At 68.8% G+C, this 23,342-nt stretch carries 23 protein-coding genes and 3 tRNA genes; 9 read left to right on the top strand and 17 right to left on the bottom strand.

What is annotated here, in order from left to right:
• Nucleotides 1–7: 7 nt before the first annotated feature.
• From AB0P18_RS11495 to AB0P18_RS11475, 5 genes are all read right to left on the bottom strand, one after another.
• Complete coding sequence (locus AB0P18_RS11495; RefSeq protein WP_363360124.1) at nt 8–922, bottom strand: LLM class F420-dependent oxidoreductase; 915 nt, start codon at nt 920–922, stop codon at nt 8–10.
• Between the two features lie 235 nt (nt 923–1,157).
• Nucleotides 1,158–1,231 (bottom strand) — tRNA-Met (locus AB0P18_RS11490).
• A gap of 34 nt (nt 1,232–1,265) precedes the next feature.
• Nucleotides 1,266–1,337: transfer RNA gene (locus AB0P18_RS11485), tRNA-Thr, on the bottom strand.
• Between the two features lie 66 nt (nt 1,338–1,403).
• Nucleotides 1,404–2,618, bottom strand: coding sequence for a M23 family metallopeptidase (locus AB0P18_RS11480; RefSeq protein ID WP_363360123.1), 1,215 nt, complete (start codon nt 2,616–2,618; stop codon nt 1,404–1,406).
• Between the two features lie 335 nt (nt 2,619–2,953).
• Complete coding sequence (locus tag AB0P18_RS11475) at nt 2,954–3,754, bottom strand: inositol monophosphatase family protein (RefSeq protein ID WP_363360122.1); 801 nt, start codon at nt 3,752–3,754, stop codon at nt 2,954–2,956.
• Nucleotides 3,755–3,809: 55 nt separating this feature from the next.
• Between AB0P18_RS11475 and AB0P18_RS11470 the strand changes: the two genes are divergently transcribed.
• Nucleotides 3,810–5,387, top strand: a complete 1,578-nt coding sequence (locus tag AB0P18_RS11470; protein ID WP_363360121.1) for an NAD(P)/FAD-dependent oxidoreductase — start codon at nt 3,810–3,812, stop codon at nt 5,385–5,387.
• Nucleotides 5,388–5,396: 9 nt separating this feature from the next.
• Here AB0P18_RS11470 and AB0P18_RS11465 read toward each other — a convergent pair whose 3' ends face one another.
• The 10 genes from AB0P18_RS11465 to AB0P18_RS11420 form a co-directional block, all read right to left on the bottom strand.
• Entirely contained in the window at nt 5,397–6,368 is a 972-nt protein-coding gene (locus AB0P18_RS11465) for a hypothetical protein (protein WP_363360120.1), read from the bottom strand.
• 86 nt (nt 6,369–6,454) lie between these two features.
• Nucleotides 6,455–7,012, bottom strand: a complete 558-nt coding sequence (locus AB0P18_RS11460; RefSeq protein WP_363360119.1) for a YbaK/EbsC family protein — start codon at nt 7,010–7,012, stop codon at nt 6,455–6,457.
• 76 nt (nt 7,013–7,088) lie between these two features.
• A complete protein-coding gene (locus AB0P18_RS11455) occupies nt 7,089–7,586 on the bottom strand; it encodes a hypothetical protein (RefSeq protein ID WP_344055451.1) in 498 nt (165 codons plus the stop codon).
• Between the two features lie 276 nt (nt 7,587–7,862).
• A tRNA-Tyr gene (locus AB0P18_RS11450) sits at nt 7,863–7,944 on the bottom strand.
• 96 nt (nt 7,945–8,040) lie between these two features.
• The gene (locus AB0P18_RS11445) at nt 8,041–8,958 is read right to left on the bottom strand and encodes a PfkB family carbohydrate kinase (RefSeq protein WP_363360117.1); all 918 of its coding nucleotides are present in this window, start codon (nt 8,956–8,958) and stop codon (nt 8,041–8,043) included.
• Nucleotides 8,955–9,455, bottom strand: coding sequence for an FBP domain-containing protein (locus tag AB0P18_RS11440; RefSeq protein WP_344055453.1), 501 nt, complete (start codon nt 9,453–9,455; stop codon nt 8,955–8,957). The genes AB0P18_RS11445 and AB0P18_RS11440 overlap by 4 nt, the downstream gene beginning before the upstream one ends.
• Before the next feature lie 62 nt (nt 9,456–9,517).
• The gene (locus AB0P18_RS11435) at nt 9,518–11,482 is read right to left on the bottom strand and encodes a glycoside hydrolase family 13 protein (protein WP_363360116.1); all 1,965 of its coding nucleotides are present in this window, start codon (nt 11,480–11,482) and stop codon (nt 9,518–9,520) included.
• 131 nt (nt 11,483–11,613) lie between these two features.
• A complete protein-coding gene (locus AB0P18_RS11430; RefSeq protein ID WP_363360115.1) occupies nt 11,614–12,627 on the bottom strand; it encodes a sugar ABC transporter permease in 1,014 nt (337 codons plus the stop codon).
• Nucleotides 12,627–14,240, bottom strand: coding sequence for an ABC transporter permease subunit (locus tag AB0P18_RS11425; RefSeq protein WP_363360114.1), 1,614 nt, complete (start codon nt 14,238–14,240; stop codon nt 12,627–12,629). The genes AB0P18_RS11430 and AB0P18_RS11425 overlap by 1 nt, the downstream gene beginning before the upstream one ends.
• Nucleotides 14,241–14,336: 96 nt before the next feature.
• Nucleotides 14,337–15,587 carry a maltose ABC transporter substrate-binding protein gene (locus AB0P18_RS11420; RefSeq protein WP_344055457.1) on the bottom strand — a complete coding sequence of 417 codons (1,251 nt, stop codon included), beginning with the start codon at nt 15,585–15,587 and terminating at the stop codon, nt 14,337–14,339.
• Between the two features lie 579 nt (nt 15,588–16,166).
• Between AB0P18_RS11420 and AB0P18_RS11415 the strand changes: the two genes are divergently transcribed.
• Nucleotides 16,167–16,655 (top strand): YajQ family cyclic di-GMP-binding protein, encoded by a 489-nt coding sequence (locus AB0P18_RS11415; RefSeq protein ID WP_344055876.1) that lies wholly within the window; start codon nt 16,167–16,169, stop codon nt 16,653–16,655.
• On the opposite strand, the gene AB0P18_RS11410 is transcribed toward AB0P18_RS11415, so the two are convergent.
• Together AB0P18_RS11410 and AB0P18_RS11405 are read right to left on the bottom strand one after the other, a co-directional pair.
• Entirely contained in the window at nt 16,646–17,779 is a 1,134-nt protein-coding gene (locus tag AB0P18_RS11410; RefSeq protein ID WP_363360113.1) for a site-specific integrase, read from the bottom strand. The two genes, AB0P18_RS11415 and AB0P18_RS11410, sit on opposite strands and share 10 nt — an antisense overlap.
• Nucleotides 17,754–18,371, bottom strand: a complete 618-nt coding sequence (locus AB0P18_RS11405; RefSeq protein WP_363360112.1) for a helix-turn-helix transcriptional regulator — start codon at nt 18,369–18,371, stop codon at nt 17,754–17,756. Before AB0P18_RS11405 ends, AB0P18_RS11410 begins: the two co-directional genes overlap by 26 nt.
• A gap of 91 nt (nt 18,372–18,462) precedes the next feature.
• Between AB0P18_RS11405 and AB0P18_RS11400 the strand changes: the two genes are divergently transcribed.
• From AB0P18_RS11400 to AB0P18_RS11370, 7 genes are all read left to right on the top strand, one after another.
• Complete coding sequence (locus AB0P18_RS11400) at nt 18,463–18,657, top strand: helix-turn-helix domain-containing protein (RefSeq protein ID WP_363360111.1); 195 nt, start codon at nt 18,463–18,465, stop codon at nt 18,655–18,657.
• Between the two features lies 1 nt (nt 18,658).
• A complete protein-coding gene (locus tag AB0P18_RS11395) occupies nt 18,659–18,991 on the top strand; it encodes a hypothetical protein (protein WP_363360110.1) in 333 nt (110 codons plus the stop codon).
• A gap of 251 nt (nt 18,992–19,242) precedes the next feature.
• Nucleotides 19,243–19,836, top strand: coding sequence for a hypothetical protein (locus AB0P18_RS11390; RefSeq protein ID WP_363360109.1), 594 nt, complete (start codon nt 19,243–19,245; stop codon nt 19,834–19,836).
• A 67-nt stretch (nt 19,837–19,903) separates the two neighbouring features.
• Complete coding sequence (locus AB0P18_RS11385; RefSeq protein WP_363360108.1) at nt 19,904–20,563, top strand: hypothetical protein; 660 nt, start codon at nt 19,904–19,906, stop codon at nt 20,561–20,563.
• Nucleotides 20,564–20,758: 195 nt separating this feature from the next.
• Complete coding sequence (locus AB0P18_RS11380) at nt 20,759–21,295, top strand: hypothetical protein (RefSeq protein ID WP_363360107.1); 537 nt, start codon at nt 20,759–20,761, stop codon at nt 21,293–21,295.
• An 11-nt stretch (nt 21,296–21,306) separates the two neighbouring features.
• Nucleotides 21,307–21,591, top strand: coding sequence for a hypothetical protein (locus AB0P18_RS11375; RefSeq protein WP_363360106.1), 285 nt, complete (start codon nt 21,307–21,309; stop codon nt 21,589–21,591).
• 322 nt (nt 21,592–21,913) lie between these two features.
• On the top strand, nt 21,914–23,335 hold the full coding sequence (locus tag AB0P18_RS11370) for a phage major capsid protein (RefSeq protein WP_363360105.1): 1,422 nt from the start codon (nt 21,914–21,916) through the stop codon (nt 23,333–23,335).
• The last annotated feature ends 7 nt before the right edge of the window (nt 23,336–23,342 follow it).

The following is a 23,342-nucleotide window of genomic DNA, read 5'->3' as shown; positions in this document are numbered from 1 at the left end:
CTGTCTCTCAGGCGAGCGCCGCGCCGAGCTCCGCCACCTGCTCCAGGTCGCGCATGTCCAGAAGCTGGAAGTAGATGCGATCGGCCCCCAGAGCGCCGAGTCGTGCGACCCGCTCGCCGATGTGCGCCGCATCGCCGCAGATCGTGGCTCCGGCGCGGAACTCCTCCAGCGAGCGGCCGGTCGCTGCGGCGCGGCGCTCGAGGACCCGCTCGTCGTCGCCGATGATCGTCGTCAGCGCGACCGAGAGCTTCAGGGTCGCAGGATCGCGATCCACCCGCTCGCACGCTTCACGGACGCGGGCGAAGGCCGTCGCGAGCTCGTCGTCGGGCAGGAAGCCGATGTTGAACTCCGTCGCGAACCGGGCGGCGATCGCGGGTGTCCGACGCGGACCGTTGCCACCGACGATCACAGGCACCGGTCGCTGCACGGGCTTGGGCAGCGCGGGCGAGTCCTCCAGCGTGTAGTGCTCCCCCGCGAAGTCGAACGTGGAGCCCGTCGGCGTCGCCCACAGTCCCGTGATGACCGCGAGCTGCTCCTCGAGGATCCCGAAGCGCTTCTCGGGGAACGGGATGCCGTACGCCCGGTGCTCGGCCTCGAACCAGCCGGTGCCCAGCCCGAGCTCGACGCGCCCGCCGGACATCGCGTCGACCTGCGCGACCTGGATCGCCAGTACGGCGGGGAGGCGATGGGTGGCCGACGACACGAGGGTCCCGAGGCGGATCCGCTCCGTCTCGCGCGCAAGGCCCGCGAGCGTCGTCCATGCGTCGGTCGGACCCGGCAGCGGATCACCCGAGCCCATGCGCATGAAGTGATCCGACCGGAAGTACCCGTCGAAGCCGGCATGCTCGGTCGCCCGCGCGAAAGCGAGCTGGTCGTCGTAGCTGTACCCCTGCTGGGGCTCGGTGAAGGTGCAGAACTCCATGGCCCCAGCCTGTCAGAGGGCTCGCCCGCCGACGGACGCGACCATCCCCCGGACGAAGAAACGCCCCACGAGGGGGCGTTCATTCTGTAGCGGGAGCGGGGCTTGTCCCTCCGCCCCTCACGTCGCCGCTGCGCGGCGGCGTGAGCCTCGGGCGGTGGGGCCCGCCCGCGGATACGGGCCAAGGCAACCACCCTGCGACGAACGAAGAGGCCCCACAAGGGGGCCTCTTCGTTCGTAGCGGGAGCGGGGCTTGAACCCGCGACCTCACGATTATGAGTCGTGCGCTCTCACCAACTGAGCTACCCCGCCGCGTCATGCCGGTGGATGAACACCGGATGCTGCGAGCCCCGAGTCAGGATTGAACTGACGACCCCTTCCTTACCATGGAAGTGCTCTGCCACTGAGCTATCGGGGCGTACCCAGGCGCACCTGGGCAACTAGAAGAGAATACCAGAGCGACGGCATCCGTCTGAATCGGAGGTCAGCCGCCCGCGTGCTCCCGCAGCCACGGGATCGGGTCGATCGGAGTCGTTCCGTTCATCAGGATCTCGAAGTGCGTGTGAGCGCCGAACGACCGACCGGTGTTGCCGGTGTGCCCGACGATCTGGCCGACGGTGACGTGGTCGCCGACCTCGACTTGACGCGATCCGTACAGCATGTGCGAGTAGCTGCTCGAGACGAGCTGGCCGTCGATGATGTGATCGATCACGATGTGGACGCCGAACGCACCGCCGGAATCGGTGGACTCGCGGACGACGCCGTCGGCGACGGCCTGGATCGGAGATCCTTCGCCCGGGGTGAAGTCCACGCCCTCGTGCATCGTCCCGTCGCGCATGCCGAAGCCGTAGCTGATCGGCACGCCGACCGCGAACGGCCACTGGATCGGCGAGTTCGGGTCGTTGACGAAGAAGTTCGAGAAGTTCGAGATGCCCGAATCGGCGGCGAGCTGCGCCATCGTGAGCGTCGTGTAGGTCTCGGAACGGCTGATCGGCGCGCTCTGCATGTCCGACGGCGTCACGTACGCCTGGATCTCGCCGGCCTCGGGGGCGACATCCCCCGCGGCGACGGTGAGGTTCGTGGTGCCGGCCTTCGACGCCGGCGCGGCGACCGCCTCGGCAGGCGTGGTCAGTCCGACCGTCAGGAGACCGACGATGCCCATCACGCCGAGCGAGAACGAGGCCGCGGTGACCCGCTTGAACGACGCGCCGCGCGGTCGACGGGGCGCGACATGCGTGACATCCGGCTTCTCGTCCGCGACCGGCTCTTCCACAGGGCGCTGGATCGCGGTCTCACCGGTGAACGAGAACAGCCGTGCAGCGGCTTCGAACGCGTCGGCGGCCGCGTCCGGCGTCGCGGCGGCGGCCTCGTCCGGCGTCTCGGTGGCGGATGCCGCATCCTGGGCGTCTTCGGCGGCGATCACGACAGGCTCGGCCGGCACCTCGTCGAAGATGAGCTCCTCGACGGTGGTCACGGGCTGCGCGTCCGCCACGGGCTCGGCGACCTCGACCTCCGCCTCGACGGCGGCGGGCTCAGCCGGGCGATTCGCGCGGCGGCTGCGACGCGTCAGCGGCGCGGCGACCGGCTTCGCGGTCTCGGTGCCGAGCGCCTCTGCGGCGAGCGCGTCCGCGGCGACCGCCACGGCGACGACGGTCTCCACCGCTGCGATGACGGATTCATCCGAGGGGGCCTCGGTCACGGCATCCGGAGCGCCGGCCGGCCGCGACGCGCGTCGACGCAACTCTGCACGCGAGAGCCCTGCGGTCTCCACCGGCGCCGAGGACGGCGTGGCGGAGGGCTTCCGGCTGGAACGGCGCGTCGGGGCGGCGTCAGCCTGGAGGGCATCAAGAGGCAATGCGCAGAGGGGCTCTCAGATCGTGTCGCAAAGGGGGGCAACGGTCGGATGTCGGGCTGGTGATCACTTCCGCCGGTTCGGGTGACGAAAGTAACGATCGGGTAAAGACTATCCGGACCGACCTGAGAATGCCATGTGCGGCACACCCCGGCGGACCGGATCGCTCCTTCTCGATCTTTTCACGAACCGACCGCGGCGGCGAACAACCCGCCGAACAGCGTCGGCCCGGCAGCGACGAAAAGCGGCCGCCCGGGATCGTCCGTGAGCTCCGCACGGGCGAAGCGGCCGCCCGCCTCGGTCACCAGAAGAGCCCCGGCCGCGTGATCCCAGGGGTTGAGTCCGCGCTCGAAGTACCCGTCGAGCCTGCCTGCCGCGACGAAACACAGATCGAGGGATGCCGCTCCGATGCGCCGCAGATCGCGCGCCAGCGGCATCACGCGGGCCACTCTCGCAATGTCGCCGGCGTGCGTCGCGGGGTCGTACCCGAACCCGGTCCCCAGCAGGGCGCCCGCCGCGGACACGGGCTCATTCACCGCGAGACGCTCGCCGCCGAGCCACGCCCCACCGCCGGCCGACGCGTGGAACAGCTCGCCGGAGACGGGATTGCACACGGCACCGGCCAGGCCCTCCCACCGATCGGGCACCGGCTCGCCGCGGACGGCGGCGATGCTCACGGCGTACGCGGGGATGCCGTACGCGTAGTTCACGGTGCCGTCGATCGGGTCGACCACCCACGTGATGCCGCTCGCGCCGCTCTCGGCGCCGGACTCCTCCCCCAGGAAGCCGTCATCGGGCCGCTCGGCGGCGAGCCTTCCGCGGATGAGGTCTTCCACCTCGCGGTCGGCTTCGGTGACGATGTCGGCGATCGAGGACTTCGTCGCCGCGATCGCCACACCCTCGGTCCGCCGCCGGTGGGCGAGCTCCGCGGCCTCCCGCGCGATGTCGATCGCGAGTGCTTCGAGCTCGTGCGCTGATGCCATACCTCCACGCTATCGGGGTGGGTCGATCGCGCCGCTCGCCGGTTAGCGTGGAACCATGCCGCACACTCACGATGTCGTGATCGTCGGCGGAGGCCACAACGCTCTGGTCGCCGCCGCCTACCTCGCCCGCGCCGGGCGTTCGGTGCTCCTCCTCGAGCGCCTCCCGCACTTCGGCGGCGCCGCGGTGTCCGAGACGCCGTGGGAGGGGGTGCAGGCCCGGCTCTCGCGGTACTCCTACCTCGTGAGCCTGCTGCCTCGCCGGGTGATCGACGACCTCGGCCTGCGCATCGACCTGCGTCGCCGCCGCTTCTCGTCGTACACGCCGGATCCGGCGGATCCGGAGCGCGGCATCCTCATCGACACCGCGGATGCCGCCGCAACGGCGGAATCGTTCGCCAGGACGACCGGCGACACGGCGGAGGCGGACCGTTACACCGCGTTCACGGGACGCCTGACGCCGCTCGCTCAGCACCTGTTCCCGGGGGTGACCGAGCCCCTCGCTCGTCGCGCGGCGGTCAGGGACGGCTTCGCCGACCGCGATCTGTGGGACGCGATCGTCGAGCGACCGCTCGGCGGACTCCTGCGCTCGTCGCTGCAGAGCGACCTCGTCCGCGGCATCGCCCTCACGGACGGACTCATCGGCACATTCTCTTCGGCCGACGACGTGAGCCTGCGCCAGAACCGCTGCTTCCTCTATCACGTGATCGGCGGCGGGACCGGTGACTGGGACGTCCCCGTCGGCGGGATGGGGCGCGTGAGCGGCGAGCTGGAGCGCGCCGCGCGCGCCGCCGGAGCGGACCTGCGCGCCAGTGCCGAGGTGGTCGCCGTGAGTCCCGACGGCGAGGTGCAGCTCGCGGGCGATTCCGCGGCCGTCATCCGCGGGCGGCTCGTCCTCAGCGGGGTCGGCCCCGCCGTCCTGGCACGTCTGCTCGCCGCCGGAGGTGCCGACGGCGTGGTGGCACGGGAGCAGCCGGAGGGCGCGCAGATCAAGGTGAACATGCTGCTTCGTCGGCTCCCGCGGCTCCGGGATCGGACGGTCTCCCCCGAAGCCGCGTTCGCCGGCACGTTCCACATCAACGAGAGCCTGTCGCAGCTCGACGACGCCTTCGCGGTCGCCACCGGCGGCGGCATCCCCGATCCCCTCCCCGCCGAGATCTACTGCCACTCGCTCACCGACCCGTCGATCCTCGGTCCGGACCTCCAGGCCGAAGGCGCCCAGACCCTGACTCTGTTCGGTCTGCAGGTTCCGCACCGTCTGCTGAGTGGACAGGATCCGGATGCCGCGCGCGCGGCGCTGCTGGAGGCGGCGACCCGCTCGCTCGACTCGGTGCTCGCCGAGCCGATCGCGGACTGCGTGTACGTCGGGCCGGACGGCGTCCCGTGCGTCGAGGCCAAGACCACCGGCGACCTCGAGCGTGCGCTCGGGATGGCGGGCGGAGACATCTTCCACGGCGGTCTGTCCTGGCCGTGGGCGGACGATGAGGAGCCGCTGGACGGGCCGGCGCAGCGCTGGGGGGTGGCCACCGCGCACCGGGGCGTCCTGATGTGCGGATCGGGCGCGCGGCGCGGCGGTGCCGTGAGCGGCATCGGCGGGCACAACGCCGCGATGGCGGCCCTCGAAATCCTCGACTGAGGCGTGGGCCTACGGCCGCGGCGGCAGCGGCGGAGGCGGCGGGAAGCCCTCGTAACCGTGCGGCGCGGTCGGTTGTTGCTGCGGTGCATTCTGGGCACCGGCATCCGGCTGCGCCGCCCACTGCTGATCGACACCCGGCTGCGGCGCCCACTGCTGACCGGCAGGCGCGGCGAACGGCGCGACCGGGGCGATCGCCTGCGCCGTCTGCGACGGGTAGCCGGTGTAGTAGGCATTCCAGTCCGGTGAGCCGTCGGGCATGATCGGCAGCGGCGTCACGCCGTCGGCATACGTCGGCCACGGGGGCAGAACCGGCGCGGCGGGCGGGGCCATGAGGTAGGCCGGCTTCGGCTTGCGCGGCGCGAAGAGCACGTTGACGAGGGGCACGAGCGCGGTGCCGACGGCGGCGAGGATCGTGATCGCGACGACGAAGCGCCAGTACAGGTCACTGAAGTCCACCCACTCGGCCAGCATGAGCGGCAGAACGAGCATGATCGCGAGGATCACGACGAGGGAGATCGTCACGATCGTGATGATCTGCGTGAACGTCGTGACGTGCCGCTGGAAGGCCTTCGTGTAGAGACGGATGTGCAGCAGGGCAAGCTGCAGGACGAGCACGATCAGCAGGAACTGGATGAAGCGTCCGAAGCCGCCGAAGGAGTAGCGCTCCGGCATCCAGATGAGCACCGCCCCGATCAGGAGCGTCACCACCCACGTCGCCATGCTCGCCAGCGCGAACCACGCGGGCCGCCGGGCGGCGAGGTGCGCATCCATGATCGCGACACCGGCGAAGCCCGCGAGGAGCAGGATCGTCAGGAACGCGCGGCCGACGATGCCGTTCTGCGATCCGATCAGCACCCAGATGACGCAGACGATCGCGGCGGCGATGAGGGCGCCGATCGCGACCCAGATGGCCGCCCGGACGAGCGAGGACGCCGACGGGTCGAATGTGGCGTCGCGGGTGTTCGGATCGGGCGCGGTCATGGCGTTCCTCTCGTCGGCGGGAGCTTGCGCTCACGGCCATCCTGGCATGCGCGCCCCCGGCGCCGGAGGGTTCTCCCCAGGCCGGATCACTCGACGAGGCGGGCGAGACCTTCGATCACTTCGGCGCCCGGGAGCGCAGCCAGCACCACACCCGGGAGGAAGATCTTGCTCGCGCGCACGCCGCCGCCGATCACCACCTCGGGAGATGCGGCGACCGCCGCATCGATCAAGACCGGCCACGTTGCGGGCAACCCGATGGGCGTGATGCCGCCGTACTCCATGTGGGTCAGCGCCACCGCCTCATCCATCGGGGCGAAGGAGGCGGTGCGCGCGTCGAGCCGACGCCGGATCACTCCGTTGACATCGGCGCGCGTGGTCGCGAGGACCACGGCGGCCGCGAAGCGCTCCTCGCCGCCTCGACGCCCCCTGATGATCACGCAGTTCGCCGAGACCTCGGGGGCGACGCCGTAGCGTGCGCAGAACTCGGCCGTGTCGGCGAGGGTCGCATCGATCGGCGTCACGCCGACCTGGGCCGCGAGGGTCTCGTCCAGTGAGGCCAGCGCCGCCGCCACCGGTGCGGCGACGAGGTCGAGGTGCGCCGTCGCGGGCAGGGCGGTCAGGGTTCCGGTCGCGTGCCAGGGCATGCCACGGATCCTATTGCCGCCGACCGCCCGGTCCGCGGCACCGGGAGGCGGCGCGGACCCGGCGGTCGGCATCCCCTCAGCGTCGGCCGAGGTTGCGGATGATCGCGCCGACGAGGACGACCGCGCCGGCGGCCGCGGCGATCACGACGGCGGGGCGCTCGCGGTAGGCCTCCTTGAGCTTGTCCGTCCACTCGCCCGCGACCGTCCGCGTCTGCGCGACGAGCTGGTCGACGTCGAGGTCGCCGGCGGCGTCCTTGAGCTTCTCGCTCGCGGCCTTCGCGGCATCGGCCGCGGCGTCGGCGGCCTTGCTCACGGATGCGGCGACATCGGATGCCGCTCCCTTCGCGCCTTCCACGACGTCGCTGATCTTGTCCGTGACCTTGTCGGTGACATCGCCCACGGTTCGCGATGCGTCGGCCGCGGCTGCCGAGGCCCGCTCGTTGACGTCCTCGGCGATCTGCTCGGCCGTCGCTCCGAGCGACTCTGCGCCGTCGGCGGCGGCCTCGCGCACCTTCGCGGCGGCGTCGCGCGCTGCCTGCGTGGCCTCTTCGGTGTTGCCCTGGGTGTCGCTCATGATGTGTCCCTTCGTGGGGTGCGGTCGCGTCATCGTACGCTCGCTCCGGGCTCCCCCGCAGGCCCCGAGCATGGGGTTGTCAGCGCGGGAAGGCGGTGGTAAGCCTGCCCGGGCGTGCACGACTCCTCAAGATCTCGGGTCCGGCAGGGCTCCCGGACCCGGTACGACCAACACCTGCCCAAAAGTGAGGAGTCGCGCACGGAGGACCGAGGGCCGGCCGGCGGCGTTCCGCCCAGAAACGCGAAATGCCCCGCCGAAGCGGGGCATTTCCGAACGTGGCGAGTGAGGGATTCGAACCCCCGAAGGCTACGCCGGCTGATTTACAGTCAGATCCCTTTGGCCGCTTGGGTAACTCGCCAGGCGCACCCGACCGGCTTGTACAGTCGAGCGGAGGCGCGATCACCCATCTTACGCGTCCGGAGCGCGGCGGAAAAATCCGCGCCGCCGAGCGCGGTCAGGTACCGATCCGGTCGAGGTCGATCTCCGCCAGGGACTCGGGAAGACGCAGCAGCGCGCCCTCGAATCGGCACGTCGCGGCGGCGACGTCCATGGCCCGCTCGAGCACGGCACCCCAGGCGTCCTCCCCCTGCGACCCGCCGTCCCCGAGGGCGGCCACCGCGGTCGCGAAGGCCGCGTCGCCGGCGCCCATCGTGTCGACGATGCGCCCCGGAAGGTCGGAGATCGGACGCGTCACGGTGACGTCACCCGCCTCGACCGTCGCCCCCGCCGAACCCTGCGTCGCCAGCACGGCCCGCACGCCGAGGTCGACGAGCCGGGTGCGCAGAGCGTCGAGGGGCTCGTCGTAGAGAAGCTGCGCGTCATCCTCCCCCACCTTCACGAGGGCTGCTTCCGCCGCGAGGCTCTCGAACCCGCGGACGAACGCGGACCGGTCCTTCAGCATCCCCGCCCGCGGATTCGGGTCGATCGCGAGCGCCGCGGACCCGGAGCCGAGAGCCTCTGCCAGGAGGCGCGTCTGCTCGATGTCATCGAAGGGCCAGCAGCTCACCGCGACGATGCCCGCCTCTGCGAGCGCCGCGCGCGTGTCAGCTCCGAAATCGAGCGCCCGCGCCTGCGCGGCGACGTTGAACTCGTACACCGGCTCGCCGCCCGGACTGCGCGTGCTGACCGCTCGCGAGGATCCGTGCGGCGACGGCGAGGAGATGAGCTCGACGCCGTAGTCGCGCAGGTAGCTCCGGATGTGCGCGCCGGCCTCGTCGTCGCCCACCATCGCGACAAGGGTCGCCGGCACTCCGAGGCGCGTCAGCCCCACGGCGACGTTGAGAGCCGCCCCGCCGACGAACTCGCGGATGCCGCTCTCATCGCGCAGCTCGTCGATCAGCGCATCGCCCACGACGACCACCCGGGCGTTCATGCGTCAGCCCTCGCCGCATCGCGCACCCGCTCGATGAAGGCCTCGGCCCGACGGCGGGTGCCGTCGATGCGCGCATCCACACTCGCCCGCACCTCATTGGGAGCGAGCGGCGCCGCGAGCCGGACGTTCTCGTGGCACGACAGATCGGCGCACATGTACGTGCCCACCGCATCGCCGCGGCGTCCCGCCTCACCCGCCTTCCGCGCCGAGAACAACGTCACCTGGTCGGCGGGCTGCATCGTGTGGCACACGTTGCACAGAGCGGATGCCGCTCGCGAGTTCCCGTCGGCGGCGCGGAGCACGATGCCCACCGGCCGGTCGTCCAACTCGCCGATGAGGTAGCCCCGCCCCCTGGTTCGCGGATCGCGCCACGCGAGGAAGTCCTGGTGGAACCAATCGGTCAGGACGAAGTCGTGCGGCAACGCGAGCACCCGCAACTCATCCTCGTCCGCATTCACGAACACCCCACGGATGTCGCCTTCGGTCAACTGACGCATGAAGCCTCCTCGCCGCCTCGGATCAGTCTACGAAGATCGCTCTTCCGCCGGCGGGTCGGGCTTCACGAGTCGGTGTCGAGTGCCGCGATCTCCGCGTCGGCGATGCCTCCCGCCTGCGGCAGAGTCGCGGAAGCGGATGCCGTCGCCGGCGGCGGCTGGATGCCGGGCAGCGACCACACCGCGAAGGTCGGGCCTTCGGCGGAGAGCACGATCCCGCCGTCCTCGGCGACCCCGAGCGTCGCGTCTCCGAACGCCGACACGGCGGAGCCCGCACCGTGCACCGCTGCCGCAGGCAGTGCGATGTCGAGGTCATCGCGCGCGGCGACCACGAGCACCGCCCCCTCCGGGGACTCGCGGACGAACACGACGCCCTCCGGTCCCACGTGCAGCCAGCGCAGCCCGCCGTCGCCGAGAGCCCGGTGGGAGCGGCGCAGCCCGATGAGCTCGCGGTACAGGTCGATCCGTGCGCTCACGTCCGGATCCTCGATCCGGTCCCACGGGATCGGCGTCCGGCTCATCTCGCCATCGACACCCGTGAGCCCGAACTCGTCGCCCGCGAAGACGACCGGGATGCCCGGGAGCGTCATCGAAAGTCCCACGGCCACCGGGATCGTGCCCGGCAGCGCGCGGGTCGCGAAGCGCGCGGTGTCGTGGGTGTCCAGCGGCAGCATGGATCCGAGCCGCACGCGCCACGGCAAATGGCTCGTGAACCGCTGCATCTGCGCGACGAACTGGGTCGCGTCGTAGCTCGGCATCCCGGTCGGGATACCGAAGTACCACATCTCGTCGGTCTCCTCGCCGAACGCGTTGATGTGCGGGATGCCGGTCGGATCGCTCAGCCAGGCCCACAGTCCCCGCGTGAAGGCGGGGTAGGTCATCGCCCCATGCCATGCGTCCCCCTGAAGATCGCTCGCGGCATCGTTCGTGGACTCGGCCACCAGCAGCGTCTCGGGCTCGATCTCGATCATCGTGCGGCGGATCGCGCGTCGCACGGACTCGTTCAGGTCGATGTCGCGGAGCCGCCCGGTCATGTTGGCGACGTCGATGCGCCACCCGTCGATGCCGTACGGCGGCGACAGCCACTTCGCGACGATGGAATCCGCCCCCTCGGTGAAGCGTCGGCGCAGCTCGTCCGAGCTCCAGTCGAACTTCGGCAGCGTCGGGGCGCCGAGCCATGATTCGTAGTCCTCGTTCTGATCATCGAGGAAGTAGTAGAACGCGCTCTCAGGCGCCTCGGGGTGACGGTGGGCGGCGCGGAACCACTCGTGCGCCGAACCGGAGTGGTTCGAGGTGAGATCGCCCATGATGCGGATGCCGCGCGCGTGCGCCGCATCGATCAGGCGGAGGTAGGCGTCATCGCCGCCCAGCAGCGGGTCGACCTCGTCGAACCGCGCCGCGTCATACCGGTGGTTGGACTCCGCCGGGAAGATCGGCGTGTGGTAGATCATCGTGACCCCGAGCGCGGCGATGTGGTCGAGGTGCTCCACGATGCCGTCGAGGTCGCCCCCGAAGAACTGCTGGCCACGTCCCGGGGGCACCGGGATGAGCTCGTCGTCCCACTGCGCGGGAATCGCCCATTCCGGGGTGGGGCGGTCATCAGCCGCAGCCGATCGCGCGAAGCGATCCGGGAAGATCTGGTACATCACGACGTCGCTCGTCCAGCTCGGCGGCGGATTGCCGGCCACGAGCGCGAAGTCGACCGCGTCCAGCGTGTCGATCCCGCTGAGCCCGCCCTGGCTGAGGATCTCGACACGGCCGCCGTCGTGCACGAGGTGCCAGCGATAGCCGTGGCGCGGGTTGGCCACGACGATGCGCGCCGACCACCACTCCCACCCGTCCGACTCGCCGTCGAGCGAGGCCTCCACCCACAGCGGCTCGTGATCGGGGTTCGACCGCACGAGCACGCGCTCGAGCGGTCCGTAGCCGAGGGGGACACGCACACGGACGGTGACCTCGTCCCCGATTTCCGGCGAAGAATTCGAGACGTACAGCGCAGAGCCGTCGTGGTGTGGTTCAAGGGTGGTCATGGTGTGCCTTTCGAGGAGACGGGCGGCAACGCCGCCGAGGAATCGACGTGGTTGCACGGCCGGTCGCCATGGCAGAGCCCTTGAATTGTTCTTCAGTTATATTCAACGGATGCCGCGCCCGGCGGCATCCGTCACTTCACGGACCCCGAGACCAAGCCGCCGGCGATGTACTTCTGCGAGAACAGGAAGATCAGCATCACCGGGAACGCCGCGAGGATCGCGCCGGCCGAGAAGATGCCCCAGTTCTGCGACTGGAAGCCCGACACGAGCTGGAAGAGCCCGATCGCCACGGTCTGCTGGTTCGGGTCGGTGAGGATGACGCTCGCGATCGCGAACTCGCCGATCGTGCCGATGAAGGTCAGCAGACCCACCACGATCAGGATCGGTGTGACCAGCGGCAGCATGATCGTGAAGAACACGCGCGCGTGTCCCGCGCCGTCGATCTTGGCGGCCTCGTCCAGCGCCGGCGGGATCGTGTTGAAGAAGCCGTACATCAGGAAGATGTTCACGCCGAGCGCGCCGCCCAGGTAGATCATGATGAGCCCCGCGTGCGTGCCGAGGCCGATCGCCGGGAACACGTCGCTGATCTGGATCATGAGCAGGAAGATCGCGGTGATGGCCAGCAGCTGCGGGAACATCTGCAGCACGAGGAGGGTCGCCAGGCCGAATCGGCGTCCGCGGAAGCGCATGCGCGAGAACGCATACGCGCCGAGCGCGCAGAGGAAGACGGTGGCGACGCTCGTCACGATCGCGATGATGAGCGAGTTCACGTACCAGGTGGCGTACGGGATGCTCGGGTCGTTGAACAGCCGCTCGTAGTTGCGCGTCGAGAACGACGAGAACAGCTGGTTCGAGCCGGTCAGGGTCCCCACCGGATTGAACGATGCCGAGACGATGTACAGCAGCGGGAACAGCGCGAAGATGATCGCGACCCAGGCCACGATGTGCCGCCAGCCCGTGTCGGTGAACCAGCGTTTGAAGCTGCGCCTGTTCTGCGGCGGAGCGACGGTGTTCTGCGCGGGAGCCAGGGCGGAGCCCACGAGCTCCCCCTCGACCGCGCCCTGGCCGGAGAAGGTTCCGACGACGGCGTCCTGCATGGCGGCGCGCTCGCGACGCGTGCCGGCGGAGTTGGTGTTCTCGCTCATCAGTTGATGTCCTCCAGTGCCTTGGTCTGCCGGAAGCTCACGATCGCGACGACCGTCACGATGATGAAGATGAGGATCGACAGCGCCGAGGCCAGACCCAGGTCACGGCCGCCACCACCGCCGAAGGCGACCTTGTAGACCATCGTGATCATGATGTCGGTGGCTCCGACGTCGAGGGTCGTGTCCGTGAAGCGTGGATTGCCTCGCGTCAGCATGTAGATCACGCCGAAGTTGTTGAAGTTGTACGCGAACGTCGCGATGAGCAGCGGCGCGACCGCGACGAACAGCAGCGGCATCTTGATCGAGCGGAAGATGCGCCAGGCGCTCGCGCCGTCCATCTTGCCCGCCTCGACGATGTCGTCGGGAAGCGACTGCAGCGCCCCGGTGCACACGAGGAACATGTATCCGTAGCCGAGCCACATGTTCACGAAGATCACGCTGAAGCGTGCCAGCCACGGGTCGGCGAGCCAGGGGATCGATGCACCACCGAGCAGCACTTCGTTGATGTACCCGAACTCCTGGTTCAGCATGCCCGCCCACACGAGGCCCGTGAGGTAGGCCGGGAACGCGTACGGCAGGATCACGAGGATGCGGTAGATCCGCTTGCCGCGCAGGGTCGGGTGGTTGAGCACGATCGCGAGGAAGAGGCCGAACGCGAAGCAGACGAGGGTGGACAGCGCGGCGAACGCGAAGGTCCACACCGTCACACGCAGCAGGGGGTCGCGGATCTGCTCGTTCGTGAAGACGCTGGCGAAGTTGTCCCACCCGATCACGACACGCCACCCGGGCGTCAGGGTCGCCCCGTCCTCGGCGCGGAAGTTGCCCTCGCCGTCGTCGACGTAGACCTGGCCGGTCTGGGTGTTCGTGAACGTGTCGGCGGCCTCGTCATAGGCCAGGCTCGAGACGAACACGTACGCGTTCTGCCCATCGGACGTGCGCAGCGTGCCGTCGTTCACGTCATCGGTGACCTGGACGTTGAGGTCGAGGACCTGGTCCTGGAAGCGGATGATCTGGTTCAGGTTCAGCTCGTCCCAGCCGTCGGGCGCGGCGTTCACGCTCTCGAGGGGCTGCTCGTTCGTGCCGAACGAGAGATCGCCGCCGGGCTCGGCGACCAGCATCCCGAACTGGTCGCCCTGCTTGAACACCTGCACGGTGTACGACGGCGAATCGGGCACGCGATCCTGGGAGGTGCGGATGATCTGGGCGATCGCATCCTCTTTGGTGCTGTTGTGCGCGTCACCGGCATTGGTGAAGGCGATGTAGCCGGTGTAGATGATCACGAAGATCTGGAAGATCGCGAGGAAGAAGAGTCCCGGTGTCAGGTACTTGCCCGGCAGGAGGCCAGGGCGGAGGTAGATGAAGTTGACGAGCGCGACGACGATCACCAGCACGCCGGCGGCGATCCAGTCGCCCTTGCCGATCAGGATGTAGACCGCGAGGATCGCGACCGCATCGATGATGCCGAGCAGGATCACCTTGAACAGGAGGGCGATGAGGCCGCCCGAGGTCAGGCGCTTCTTAGGGGTGAAGAGGGGGTCATCGCCCCAGCGGTTGAGCGAGGAGCCTCCGGCGGTGCCGGTAGGCTTCACCGTCTCCTGATCAGCGGTCGCCATCGATGGACGCTCCTTCATCGCAGTGTCGTGCCTCAGAGATTAGACAGGTGGGTGGGGCCGCGAACAGCCCCACCCACCTGGATTGCTTTTCGGGCCTTAGATCTTGCCCTGGATGTTGGTGGCAGCGGTCGTCCAGATGGTCGCCGGCTCGCCTCCCTCACCCTTGATGATCTGCAGCTCGGCGTTGCCCCAGTCCGACCACACGGCACCCATTTCGGGGATGGCGGGCATCGGAGCACCGGTCTGGCCGATCTGACCGAACGCCTTGACGTCGGGGTTCTCGGCGGCAGCGGTCTCGTAGGCCGCGGTCAGTGCCGGCGGACGGCCGCCGACCTCGTACAGCGCGAGCTGGGCGTCCTCGGTGCTGAGGTAGTTGACGATGAAGTTCGTCGCCGCCAGAGCGTTCGTGGACTTGCTCGAGAGGAAGAAGCCGTTGACGCCGATGAAGGGCTTGGCCTCCTGGCCACCGGCGCTCGGGAGCGGGTCGATGGCGTAGTTGATGCCGGCCTCGGAGATCGCGGGGATGTTCCACGGGCCCGTCAGGTAGTACGGGGACTGGCCGGCAAGGAAGAACTCGCGAGCACGGTCGCCGTCGATGTTGGCGTTGATGACGTTCGATCCGGCGGCACCCTGCGTGGCGAGCCAGTCGGCGAACGCGATACCGGCCTCGTCACCGAGCACGAGCTGCGATGCGTCGTAGCTGCCGTCGGCGTTCTGGGCGAACACCTGGGAGCCGAACGACGTCTGCAGCGGGTACAGGTGGTACGGGTCGCCCTGCTCGGGGCTGAGTCCGACGAGGAACTTGTACTCCGTGCCGGCGGCGGTGCCGTTGGCGATGACCTCGTCGTACGTCGTGGCGGGCTCGGCGACCAGATCGGTGTTGCGCACGAGCGCGACGTTCTCGATCGAGTACGGCACGCCGTAGACCTTGCCGTCGTACGTCATTGCCTGGATGGAGGACTCGGCGAAGCCGTCCGCGACGTCACCGAGCTCGAGCGGCGCGACGACACCCGCGGCGACGTAGGAGCCGAGCTTGTCGTGGGGGCTGACGATCACATCCGGGCCCTTGCCGGTGGGGACCTGGCTGATGAAGTCCTGGTCGACCGTGGCGAAGTCCTTCGTCACGAGCTTGACCTCGACACCGGTCTCCTCGGTGAAGCTCTTGGCGACACCCTCCAGCGCGGGCTTGCGCTCGATGTCGACCCAGACCGTGATGGGCGTCGAGTCGGCGCTGTCGCCGCCGCTGTCGCCGCCATCCGTGCTTCCGCCGGCGCAGCCGCCCAGCAGGACCATGCTTCCGGCGATGAGCGCGCCTACTCCGATCGCGCTCTTCCTGTTCACCTTCATCGGTGTGCCTCTCTTACGTGCAATAGGGGGATGTCCGGCCGAGCCGGGGCGGGTGCACCGTGAAGGCCGTTCTTCCGCTCGCGATGTGCAAGCGCTTACATTTTTACCACGGACCCGGAAAACCGCAACCCTTCACTCTCCTGATCGATACGGGTTCGTGACCTGATGAGAGGTTGACGACAAGCGGATGCCGCTCTCGGCGGCCCGAGACGTACATAACCGCCATCGCCGGTGCAAGCGCTTGCACAGTCTGTGCCCCGTCAACCCTCGGTGCAGCGAATGAGAGGCTGGGGGGATGACGAACCGCCCGCTCGCCGCGAGACCGGCACCGGTCCGTACGCACCCGGTTCGCCGGAACCGGTGTCCCACGACGACGTCGACGCGCAGTACGTGAAGAGCGGCGCGCTCACGGGTTCTGCAGCGGAGCACATGCTGGATCAGGTCGAAGCCGCGACAGAGAGGCTGCTGGCGGAGCGGCTGCTCACGGATCGCGGCTTCATCGCGAACTCGGTGACCCGCTGCGCAGTTGAGGATCCGGACTCCGAGGCCCCGGCATCCGTGCCGAGTAGACTGCCCGGCATGGCTGATTCTTCCTTCGACATCGTGAGCAAAGTCGACCACCAGGAGGCGGACAACGCCCTGCAGCAGGCCCGCAAGGAGGTCGAGCAGCGGTACGACTTCAAGGGCACCGGCGCGTCGATCGAGTGGAGCGGTGAGGCGATCCTGATCAAGGCGAACACCGAAGAGCGCGCAAAGGCCGTGCTCGATGTCTTCCAGTCCAAGCTCATCAAGCGCGGCATCTCGCTCAAGAGCCTCGAGACGGGCGATCCGGTCGCCGGTGGCAAGGAGTACCGCATCACGTCGACGCTCAAGGACGGGATCTCCCAGGAGAACGCGAAGAAGATCGGCAAGATCATCCGCGACGAGGGCCCGAAGGGCGTCAAGTCGCAGATCCAGGGCGACGAGCTGCGCGTGCAGTCCAAGAGCCGCGACGACCTGCAGGAGGTCCAGCGCCTCCTCAAGGCCGCCGACCTCGACGTCGACCTGCAGTTCACCAACTACCGCTGAGCGAGACCGCTGACCTGGGCTTTTCCGGTTTCAGTCCGCACAGAGTCCGCAGAATCCATCACGGCGGCCATGTACTCGGCCGCCGCGGCGCGCGTCCGGTCCTCCGCCGAGGGCCACAGGTGCGCGTAGACGTTGAGCGTGATCGAGGGCTGAGAGTGGCCGAGCGCGCGCTGCACGGTCACGACGTCGCACCCTGACGCGATCAGGCTCGATGCGTACGTGTGGCGGAGCGCGTGGAGCGTCACATCCTCCGGCAGAGCGGCCGCATCGCGGATTCGTCGCCACTCCTCCCCCGCGTTGTTCCGATTCCACAGCCGATCGAGCGCTGTCGTGAACAGCTGCTCATCCGGACGCGAGATCCGCTGCGCGTCGACGTGCGCGGCGAGGATCTCGAGCAGCGCGTCGGGGACGTAGATCGTCCGCTCCGATCCGTACTTCGGTGGCACGATCGCCGCCGCCTTGATCGTCGAGCCCTGCACCTGACGGGCCACGGTCAGCGTGCGCCGCAGGAAGTTGACGTCTCGCAGCTGCAGGCCTGCCGCCTCGCCGAGTCGGAGCCCTGCGAACGCGCACACCGCGACGAACCCGCGGAAGTCGCCGGCGGCATCGAGTGCGGCCGCGACCTGTTCGACGTCGAGCAGCTTCATCGCGGCGTCAGCGCGCCGCGCGCGTGGAGCTTTGACGGCCGCCGCAGGGCTCGCCGGAATCACCTTGTCGAGGACCGCGGCGCGGAATGCCATCTGCACGTAGTTCAAGCGGGTGCGCACGGTGGATGCCGCGAGGCCGCGCTTCAGCTCGCCTGACACCCACGCCTGCACCTGCGATGGCTTCACCGACCCGATCGGCCTCGACGCCCACGGCACCGATTCGACGGCCGTCTCGGCCGCCTCGCGCGTCCCCAACACCCACGCCTGCGCATCCATCCACCCGACGACCCACGTCGACCAGACCGCGCGGCCGGCGCGGGGGTCCACATACTGCCCCGTCAGGACGGATGCGGAGATCTCATCGAGCCAGAGCTGCGCGTCGCGCTTCAGCGTGAAGTGTCGCGCGTGCTCGCGGCCGTCCGCGTCACGGTAGCGGGCGCGCCAGCGTCCATCAGGCCTCTGCCGGATGCTCGCCATCGTGTTCTCCCACCTTCATGCGGAACCAGAGCCGAGTCACATCCATCGGCACCGCGTCCGACGCTCGGATGAGGCTTCCGTCCGCACGCTCGATCGCTACGTCGACGCCGACCGCGACTAGCTCATCTGCCCTTTCGCGAAGCTCAGTTGCCGCCCGCGCGATCTCGTCGGGCGCACCCTCGCCGTTCGCCAGATCCCGCACGCGCTGCACATAGTCGGCCGTCATCCTCAGGGTCGTGCGCGCCACCGGGGCCGCGGGAGTCTCCATCGCGAACTTCGCGAGGTTCTCGTCTCGGAACCACTCGGCAGCCACCCAGACCGGCGCGGCCTGCGGACGCGTCCCGTTCGCGAGTTCCACCACTCGGAATGGTGCTTCGACCGGCAACGCGAGCACGAGCGGAGGCACCCCGAGTGTCACAGCGATCGCCAGCAGTTGGTCGACCGTGATGTCCGTCTTCCGCTCTGACTCGAGGTTCGCAATGATCCCGCGGGTGAGCCCGCGCCCTGCCTGCTCTGCGAGCTCGCGCGCGCTCAGGCCCGCGATCCGTCGATACCGACCGATGCGCTTTCCGATCCCATCACTTGGCAGCACACGATGAAGTGTAGCGATGTTGTCCCTCGCGGTGCTATGTTGTGTCTGCCAGACACACTTTGTCTACTGGAAGCACAGAAGGGAACGCACGATGACCACTTCCGAAGCGGCGACCCGTCCTCGGTTCTACTTCATCTCGGAGGTCGCAACCGAGATGCGGCGTTCCGAGGCAGCGGTCCGCTGGCTCATTCACTCCGGGGCGCTGAAGTCGTCGAAGCTCGCGGGACGGCGAATCGTCACCGCGGAGCAGCTCGAAGAATTCTTCGCCACAGCGGTGGAAGGCTGACATGAGAGCCCGCACCCGCCCGATGGCGCTCGACGGGCGATCGGTCGACGCCGCGATCGAGCAGACGGAGCACCGCATCACCGCTGTTCAGTCCGCGATCATGCGCGTCTTTCGAGAGCGCGGTCCGATGACACTCGACGCGCTGGCCGAGGCCTATGCGGCGACGCCGACACTCCCCGCCGCGTCGCCGCAGTCGATCAGGTCGCGCGCCTCCGAGCTGAAGCGTCGCGGCATCCTCGCGACGACGAACATCGAGGGTCGCAGCAACTACGGGCGGCCAGCGACCGTGCTCGCCCTCGCTTCGACAGCCCAGGAGGCATCGTGCCTGTTCTGAGCATGGCCGCGCGCCGAGTGCTGCGCGACGCCGGAATCCCCGCTCGCGAGTACATCGACAGCTGGTCCGCGAGCGGCCAATGGCAGGGCGACACCTGCGGATGCCCCGATGACCGATGTATCGGCTATCACCACGACGCCGAGGACGACTGCGGATGCCTCCGCACGATCCTCGACGAACGCAAGAAAAACGCCCCCGGAGCTGATCAGAGCGCCGAGGGCAACGAACCCACCCCTGAAGGAGAAGAAATCATGACCATCGTAACCGACCGCTACCCCAGCCTGTCGATCGCCAACTACGCAGCGACCCTGCGGAAGCTGCACTCTGAAATCGAGCCCATCACGTCCGTCCAGGATCCGAGAATCGAAGCTCTCCTCAGCGTCGACGGCAATGTGATTGATCGCAGCGGATTCGCGGGCATCCTCGACGAGGGCCCGCAGTCACAGATGGATCTCGCGACGATCTACTTCCAGCGGTTCGTGGTGCCGTCGATCCCGCTCCCCGTGACCCCGCCCTCCTGGAGCGCCCACACGCAGGTGCTCGCCGGCGACTGGCCGAACATCGACATCGAGTTCCGGTCGTTCCTGATCGAGATGGGCAAGATCTCCGCCCATTGGCATCACTGCATCGGCATCACGATCGATGACGACGAAGCACCCGACGGCAGCGTTCCCATCATCCCCGCGGGCACCGTGCACGACGACGAGAAGCCAGCGCTCATCGTCAGCACACCCGAAGGCATGTTCGAGATCGATCTCCACGTGGACGACATGGACGACCTCGGGCACGTCCTGCGCGTTGCCGCCGGGGGGATGAATCTCCACACCACGCGGTCGACTAACTGAGGCGATCTCAGACCCCCGGGGCCCTGAGGGCACGCAGGGCCCCGGGCCCAATCCGAAAGGCGACAGGATGACGGACGCACGTCTCCGCGGCGAATGGCTCACAGCGGCCGCGCACGACGGACTGACGGATGCCGCCTACCGCGTGCTCCACAACGCACTGATGCACTCCGCCGAGCAAGGCACCGACGGCGCGATCGCCCGGCGCGAGCTGCGCTTCCTCTACCCCGGACCGCTCGACCAGGCGACCCTTGACGAGATCCAGACCGCGGGATTCTGGGAACCCGTCGCCGACGGATACCAGCTCATCGGATGGGCGGACAAGCTCGGCCAGTCGACCGCCGCCGAGGTCGAGCACCAGCGCGCCCGGAATCGCGCGAAACAGGAGCGCTACCGAACGCGAATGGCATCCGGGGCCACTGACCAGCCCGGAGATGTCGAGGGCGTCAGCGCGCCGAGAGGGACCGGTGACGTAACCGGGGACGTAACCGGTTACGTAACGGGGGTCGTAGGACAGGACAGGACAGGCCCTTACAGGGCCTCTCCTGCCCTGTCTAAATCACGCGCGCGCGGCAGCGCGGCGCGCAGTGAATCGACCGGCGCGATCATCACGCCGCTGCCCGGCCGGCGCTGCGCGCCCGGACAGCACCGACTGCTCGAAGACGGCACCTGCATGAAATGCGACATCCGACCAGGGGAGGCAACGATCAATGAGTCAAGCATGGAGTGAACTCGGCGGCGGGAGCGCCGAGACGATCGCCGAGCGGCCACGCCACCATCACCGCTACGACAGGTCGAGCGGGTGGTGCGGGTGCGGCCGCCGAGACACCGGCGAAGCAGCAGTCGGGTCGCACGCGTGGCGCGTCGACCAGCAGGCAGCCCACACGTGAGCCCGCGGCGGCCCCAGGTCGGAACCGTCATCCAGATGACGGGCACCTACACGCCGGACAAGATCGCTGTTCCGACGAAATACGACGACGTGGGGCAGATCACCGAGGCGCGATGGATGACGCAGGCTGAGCTGGACCGCGAGATCGCGAAGTCCGCACCGCAATCGAAGACCGCGCGCGACCCGCGTCTCATGGACGCGACCGAGCGCCACGCGTTCGCCGCCGGCGAGTACCTCGCGCTCCAGAGAGCACGCGAGAAGTGGCCGCCGCCGTGCGAGGGCGACCCACGCTTCGTCGCCGACCTCGACATCGAGGCCAGCGCCGAGATCGCCGATCTCTGCGCGAACGTGTGCCGGATCCGCGCTCAGTGCATGGCCTACGCGGACAAGGCACGCCCCCCGGCCGGCGTCTGGGCAGGATTCCGATTCTCGCATCCCGAGTCGCTCCTGATCGCCGAGTGCAAGACCTGCGGACACGAAGTCGGCATGCACCGACCGCTCTCCGGATGCTTCGTCCGCGACTGCTCATGCGGCAAACCCGAGATCTACACCGCCACCGAAGGAACCCCATGAAAGGCATAGCCATGACCGACCCCACGACCGCGGCCGAGCCAGTCGCCGCCGGCCCCCTGCTCATCGACATCCTGCGCACATTCAGCCCGCTTGAGCTGGAAGTGATCGGCGTTATCGGCCGCGCCCACCGCGACGGAGCCCGCGACGATCCGGAGACGCGCCAGCTCGCCGAGTTCTGCAACGTCCTCGCGATCACCGCCGACACGCTGCTCGCCCAGCACCCGCTCGCGCTGAACGACCGTGACCTCGCCGACCTAGACCTACTCGGCGACACGCCCGCGGCGGATGAGATGTGATGTCGGAGCGCTGGCATACACTGGGCTCGTCGGCGGAGCAGGCCATCCGCCCGCCGACAACCGGCAGGTTATCCGCTGGAGGCGTTCCCGACGTCGAGCCGCGCATCGCGCACTCATCCGGGCCTTCACTCAACACGCCATCAAGAGCGGAATCCGCGGCCGAGTTCGCGCGCCGAATCGAACGCGAGAGCCAGACTCTCAAACTCGACCGGGCGCTGATCGACCTCGACCGACGCACCGCGGGCCGCACCCCGACACGTTCGGAGCGCAGGCTACGCGCCCGGTATCTCCGCTCCCTGGAAACCATCCAAGGAGAACCATCATGAACGACCCCGCAGTCCTGGCGTTCCGCGCCAAGCTCGAAGCCCTCAACACCGAACAGCGCGCGATCAACGACGCCGCCGGCCCCAGCGACCTCAACCCCGAACAGCAGAAGCGATGGGACGAGATCGACGCAGAACGGAGCGAGACACAGCGCGAACTCACCGCCCGCGAGGAAGCCATCGCCCGCGCCGACCGTGTCGCGGAGTCCCGCGCCCGATTCGGTTCCTTCCAGGTCGGAGGGTTCACGCCGAACTATGGATCGTCGGAGGTCGCACGGCTCGGCGTCGGCGAAGCCCGCGACGCCGCCCTGCGCGCCCTCGACCGCGGCGGCAAGCGGCTCGCCAGCCACCAGGGCGACCATGTCACCGCGCTACTCCGATCCACCGCCGACGAGAACATCGACGCGGACTATCTCGCGCGTCGCACGGTCATCACGTCGTCCCCGGAGTACCGCTCCGCGTTCGCTCAGCTGGTTACCTCTCCGCACGCCGTGCTCAGCGCACCCGAGGCGCACGCGATCCGGTCGCTGCAGGAGCTCGAGACTCGCGCAATGGCGATCGGCGCGTCGACGTCGGGAGGCTACGGCGTCCCGGTCCTCATCGACCCCACGATCGTCCTCACCGGGCAGCAGTCCGCGAACCCATTCCTCGCGATCTCCCGTGTCGAGACGATCACCACGGACAAGTGGAAGGGCGTCAGCTCCGCCGGCGTCACGTGGTCGTGGGACGCGGAAGCGACCGAGGTGTCGGACGACAGCCCGACGCTCGCGCAGCCCGAGGTCCAGACGCACATGTCGCGCGGATTCGTCCCGTTCTCCATCGAGGTCGGATCGGACTACCCCCGTCTCGAGGATGAGCTCTACGGGCTCCTCGCCGAGGGATATGCCGAGCTCACCGCCGAGGCGTTCGCGGTCGGCGACGGGTCGGGGAAGCCCCGAGGGATCTTCCACAAGCTCGACGCGAACACGAACGTCGAGGTCGTCGTCACCACGGACGGAGCATTCGGGAAGGCCGACATCTCCAAGGTGTGGACCGCGCTCCCCGACCGCGCCAAGGTCAACGCCACCTGGCTCATGAGCGAGGACGTCAAGGAGGAGATCCGCAGCTTCGCCGGCGACGACTTCGCCGGCCGAACGGTCGATCTTACCGGGGCCGACTTCCGCATCCGCGAGCGCGCGGTCGCGGCGAGCGGCTACGCCCCCGCGTTCACCGGCTCGACGGGAGCGGCGAACATCCTCGTCGTCGGGGACTTCCGGAAGTACGTCATCGCACAGCGAGCCGGTATGAGCATCGAGCTCGTCCCGCACCTGTTCGGCACGACGAACAACCGCCCGACCGGCCAGCGCGGACTGTTCGCCTGGGCCCGCGTCGGTGCCAACACGATCGACGACACCGCATTTCGGCTGCTGCAGAACCAGTAGCCCACAG

The organism is Microbacterium sp. NPDC064584 (genome assembly GCF_040687315.1).
In the GTDB taxonomy this organism is placed as follows: domain Bacteria; phylum Actinomycetota; class Actinomycetes; order Actinomycetales; family Microbacteriaceae; genus Microbacterium; species Microbacterium lacus.
Note: the sequence above shows the minus strand (reverse complement) of the source record. Positions and strands in the feature narration are given on the sequence as shown.

Excerpts from the sequence above, each read along its gene's own strand:
- AB0P18_RS11435 (WP_363360116.1), bottom strand. The coding sequence starts at position 11,482 with ATGACCACCCTTGAACCACACCACGACGGCTCTGCGCTGTACGTCTCG.
- AB0P18_RS11420 (WP_344055457.1), bottom strand. The coding sequence starts at position 15,587 with ATGAAGGTGAACAGGAAGAGCGCGATCGGAGTAGGCGCGCTCATCGCC.
- AB0P18_RS11370 (WP_363360105.1), top strand. The coding sequence starts at position 21,914 with ATGAACGACCCCGCAGTCCTGGCGTTCCGCGCCAAGCTCGAAGCCCTC.
- AB0P18_RS11390 (WP_363360109.1), top strand. The coding sequence starts at position 19,243 with ATGACCATCGTAACCGACCGCTACCCCAGCCTGTCGATCGCCAACTAC.
- AB0P18_RS11385 (WP_363360108.1), top strand. The coding sequence starts at position 19,904 with ATGACGGACGCACGTCTCCGCGGCGAATGGCTCACAGCGGCCGCGCAC.
- AB0P18_RS11445 (WP_363360117.1), bottom strand. The coding sequence starts at position 8,958 with ATGAACGCCCGGGTGGTCGTCGTGGGCGATGCGCTGATCGACGAGCTG.
- AB0P18_RS11460 (WP_363360119.1), bottom strand. The coding sequence starts at position 7,012 with ATGCCCTGGCACGCGACCGGAACCCTGACCGCCCTGCCCGCGACGGCG.
- AB0P18_RS11440 (WP_344055453.1), bottom strand. The coding sequence starts at position 9,455 with ATGCGTCAGTTGACCGAAGGCGACATCCGTGGGGTGTTCGTGAATGCG.
- AB0P18_RS11410 (WP_363360113.1), bottom strand. The coding sequence starts at position 17,779 with ATGGCGAGCATCCGGCAGAGGCCTGATGGACGCTGGCGCGCCCGCTAC.
- AB0P18_RS11425 (WP_363360114.1), bottom strand. The coding sequence starts at position 14,240 with ATGGCGACCGCTGATCAGGAGACGGTGAAGCCTACCGGCACCGCCGGA.
- AB0P18_RS11375 (WP_363360106.1), top strand. The coding sequence starts at position 21,307 with ATGACCGACCCCACGACCGCGGCCGAGCCAGTCGCCGCCGGCCCCCTG.
- AB0P18_RS11465 (WP_363360120.1), bottom strand. The coding sequence starts at position 6,368 with ATGACCGCGCCCGATCCGAACACCCGCGACGCCACATTCGACCCGTCG.
- AB0P18_RS11400 (WP_363360111.1), top strand. The coding sequence starts at position 18,463 with ATGACCACTTCCGAAGCGGCGACCCGTCCTCGGTTCTACTTCATCTCG.
- AB0P18_RS11380 (WP_363360107.1), top strand. The coding sequence starts at position 20,759 with ATGACGGGCACCTACACGCCGGACAAGATCGCTGTTCCGACGAAATAC.
- AB0P18_RS11395 (WP_363360110.1), top strand. The coding sequence starts at position 18,659 with ATGAGAGCCCGCACCCGCCCGATGGCGCTCGACGGGCGATCGGTCGAC.
- AB0P18_RS11495 (WP_363360124.1), bottom strand. The coding sequence starts at position 922 with ATGGAGTTCTGCACCTTCACCGAGCCCCAGCAGGGGTACAGCTACGAC.
- AB0P18_RS11415 (WP_344055876.1), top strand. The coding sequence starts at position 16,167 with ATGGCTGATTCTTCCTTCGACATCGTGAGCAAAGTCGACCACCAGGAG.
- AB0P18_RS11475 (WP_363360122.1), bottom strand. The coding sequence starts at position 3,754 with ATGGCATCAGCGCACGAGCTCGAAGCACTCGCGATCGACATCGCGCGG.
- AB0P18_RS11455 (WP_344055451.1), bottom strand. The coding sequence starts at position 7,586 with ATGAGCGACACCCAGGGCAACACCGAAGAGGCCACGCAGGCAGCGCGC.
- AB0P18_RS11470 (WP_363360121.1), top strand. The coding sequence starts at position 3,810 with ATGCCGCACACTCACGATGTCGTGATCGTCGGCGGAGGCCACAACGCT.
- AB0P18_RS11430 (WP_363360115.1), bottom strand. The coding sequence starts at position 12,627 with ATGAGCGAGAACACCAACTCCGCCGGCACGCGTCGCGAGCGCGCCGCC.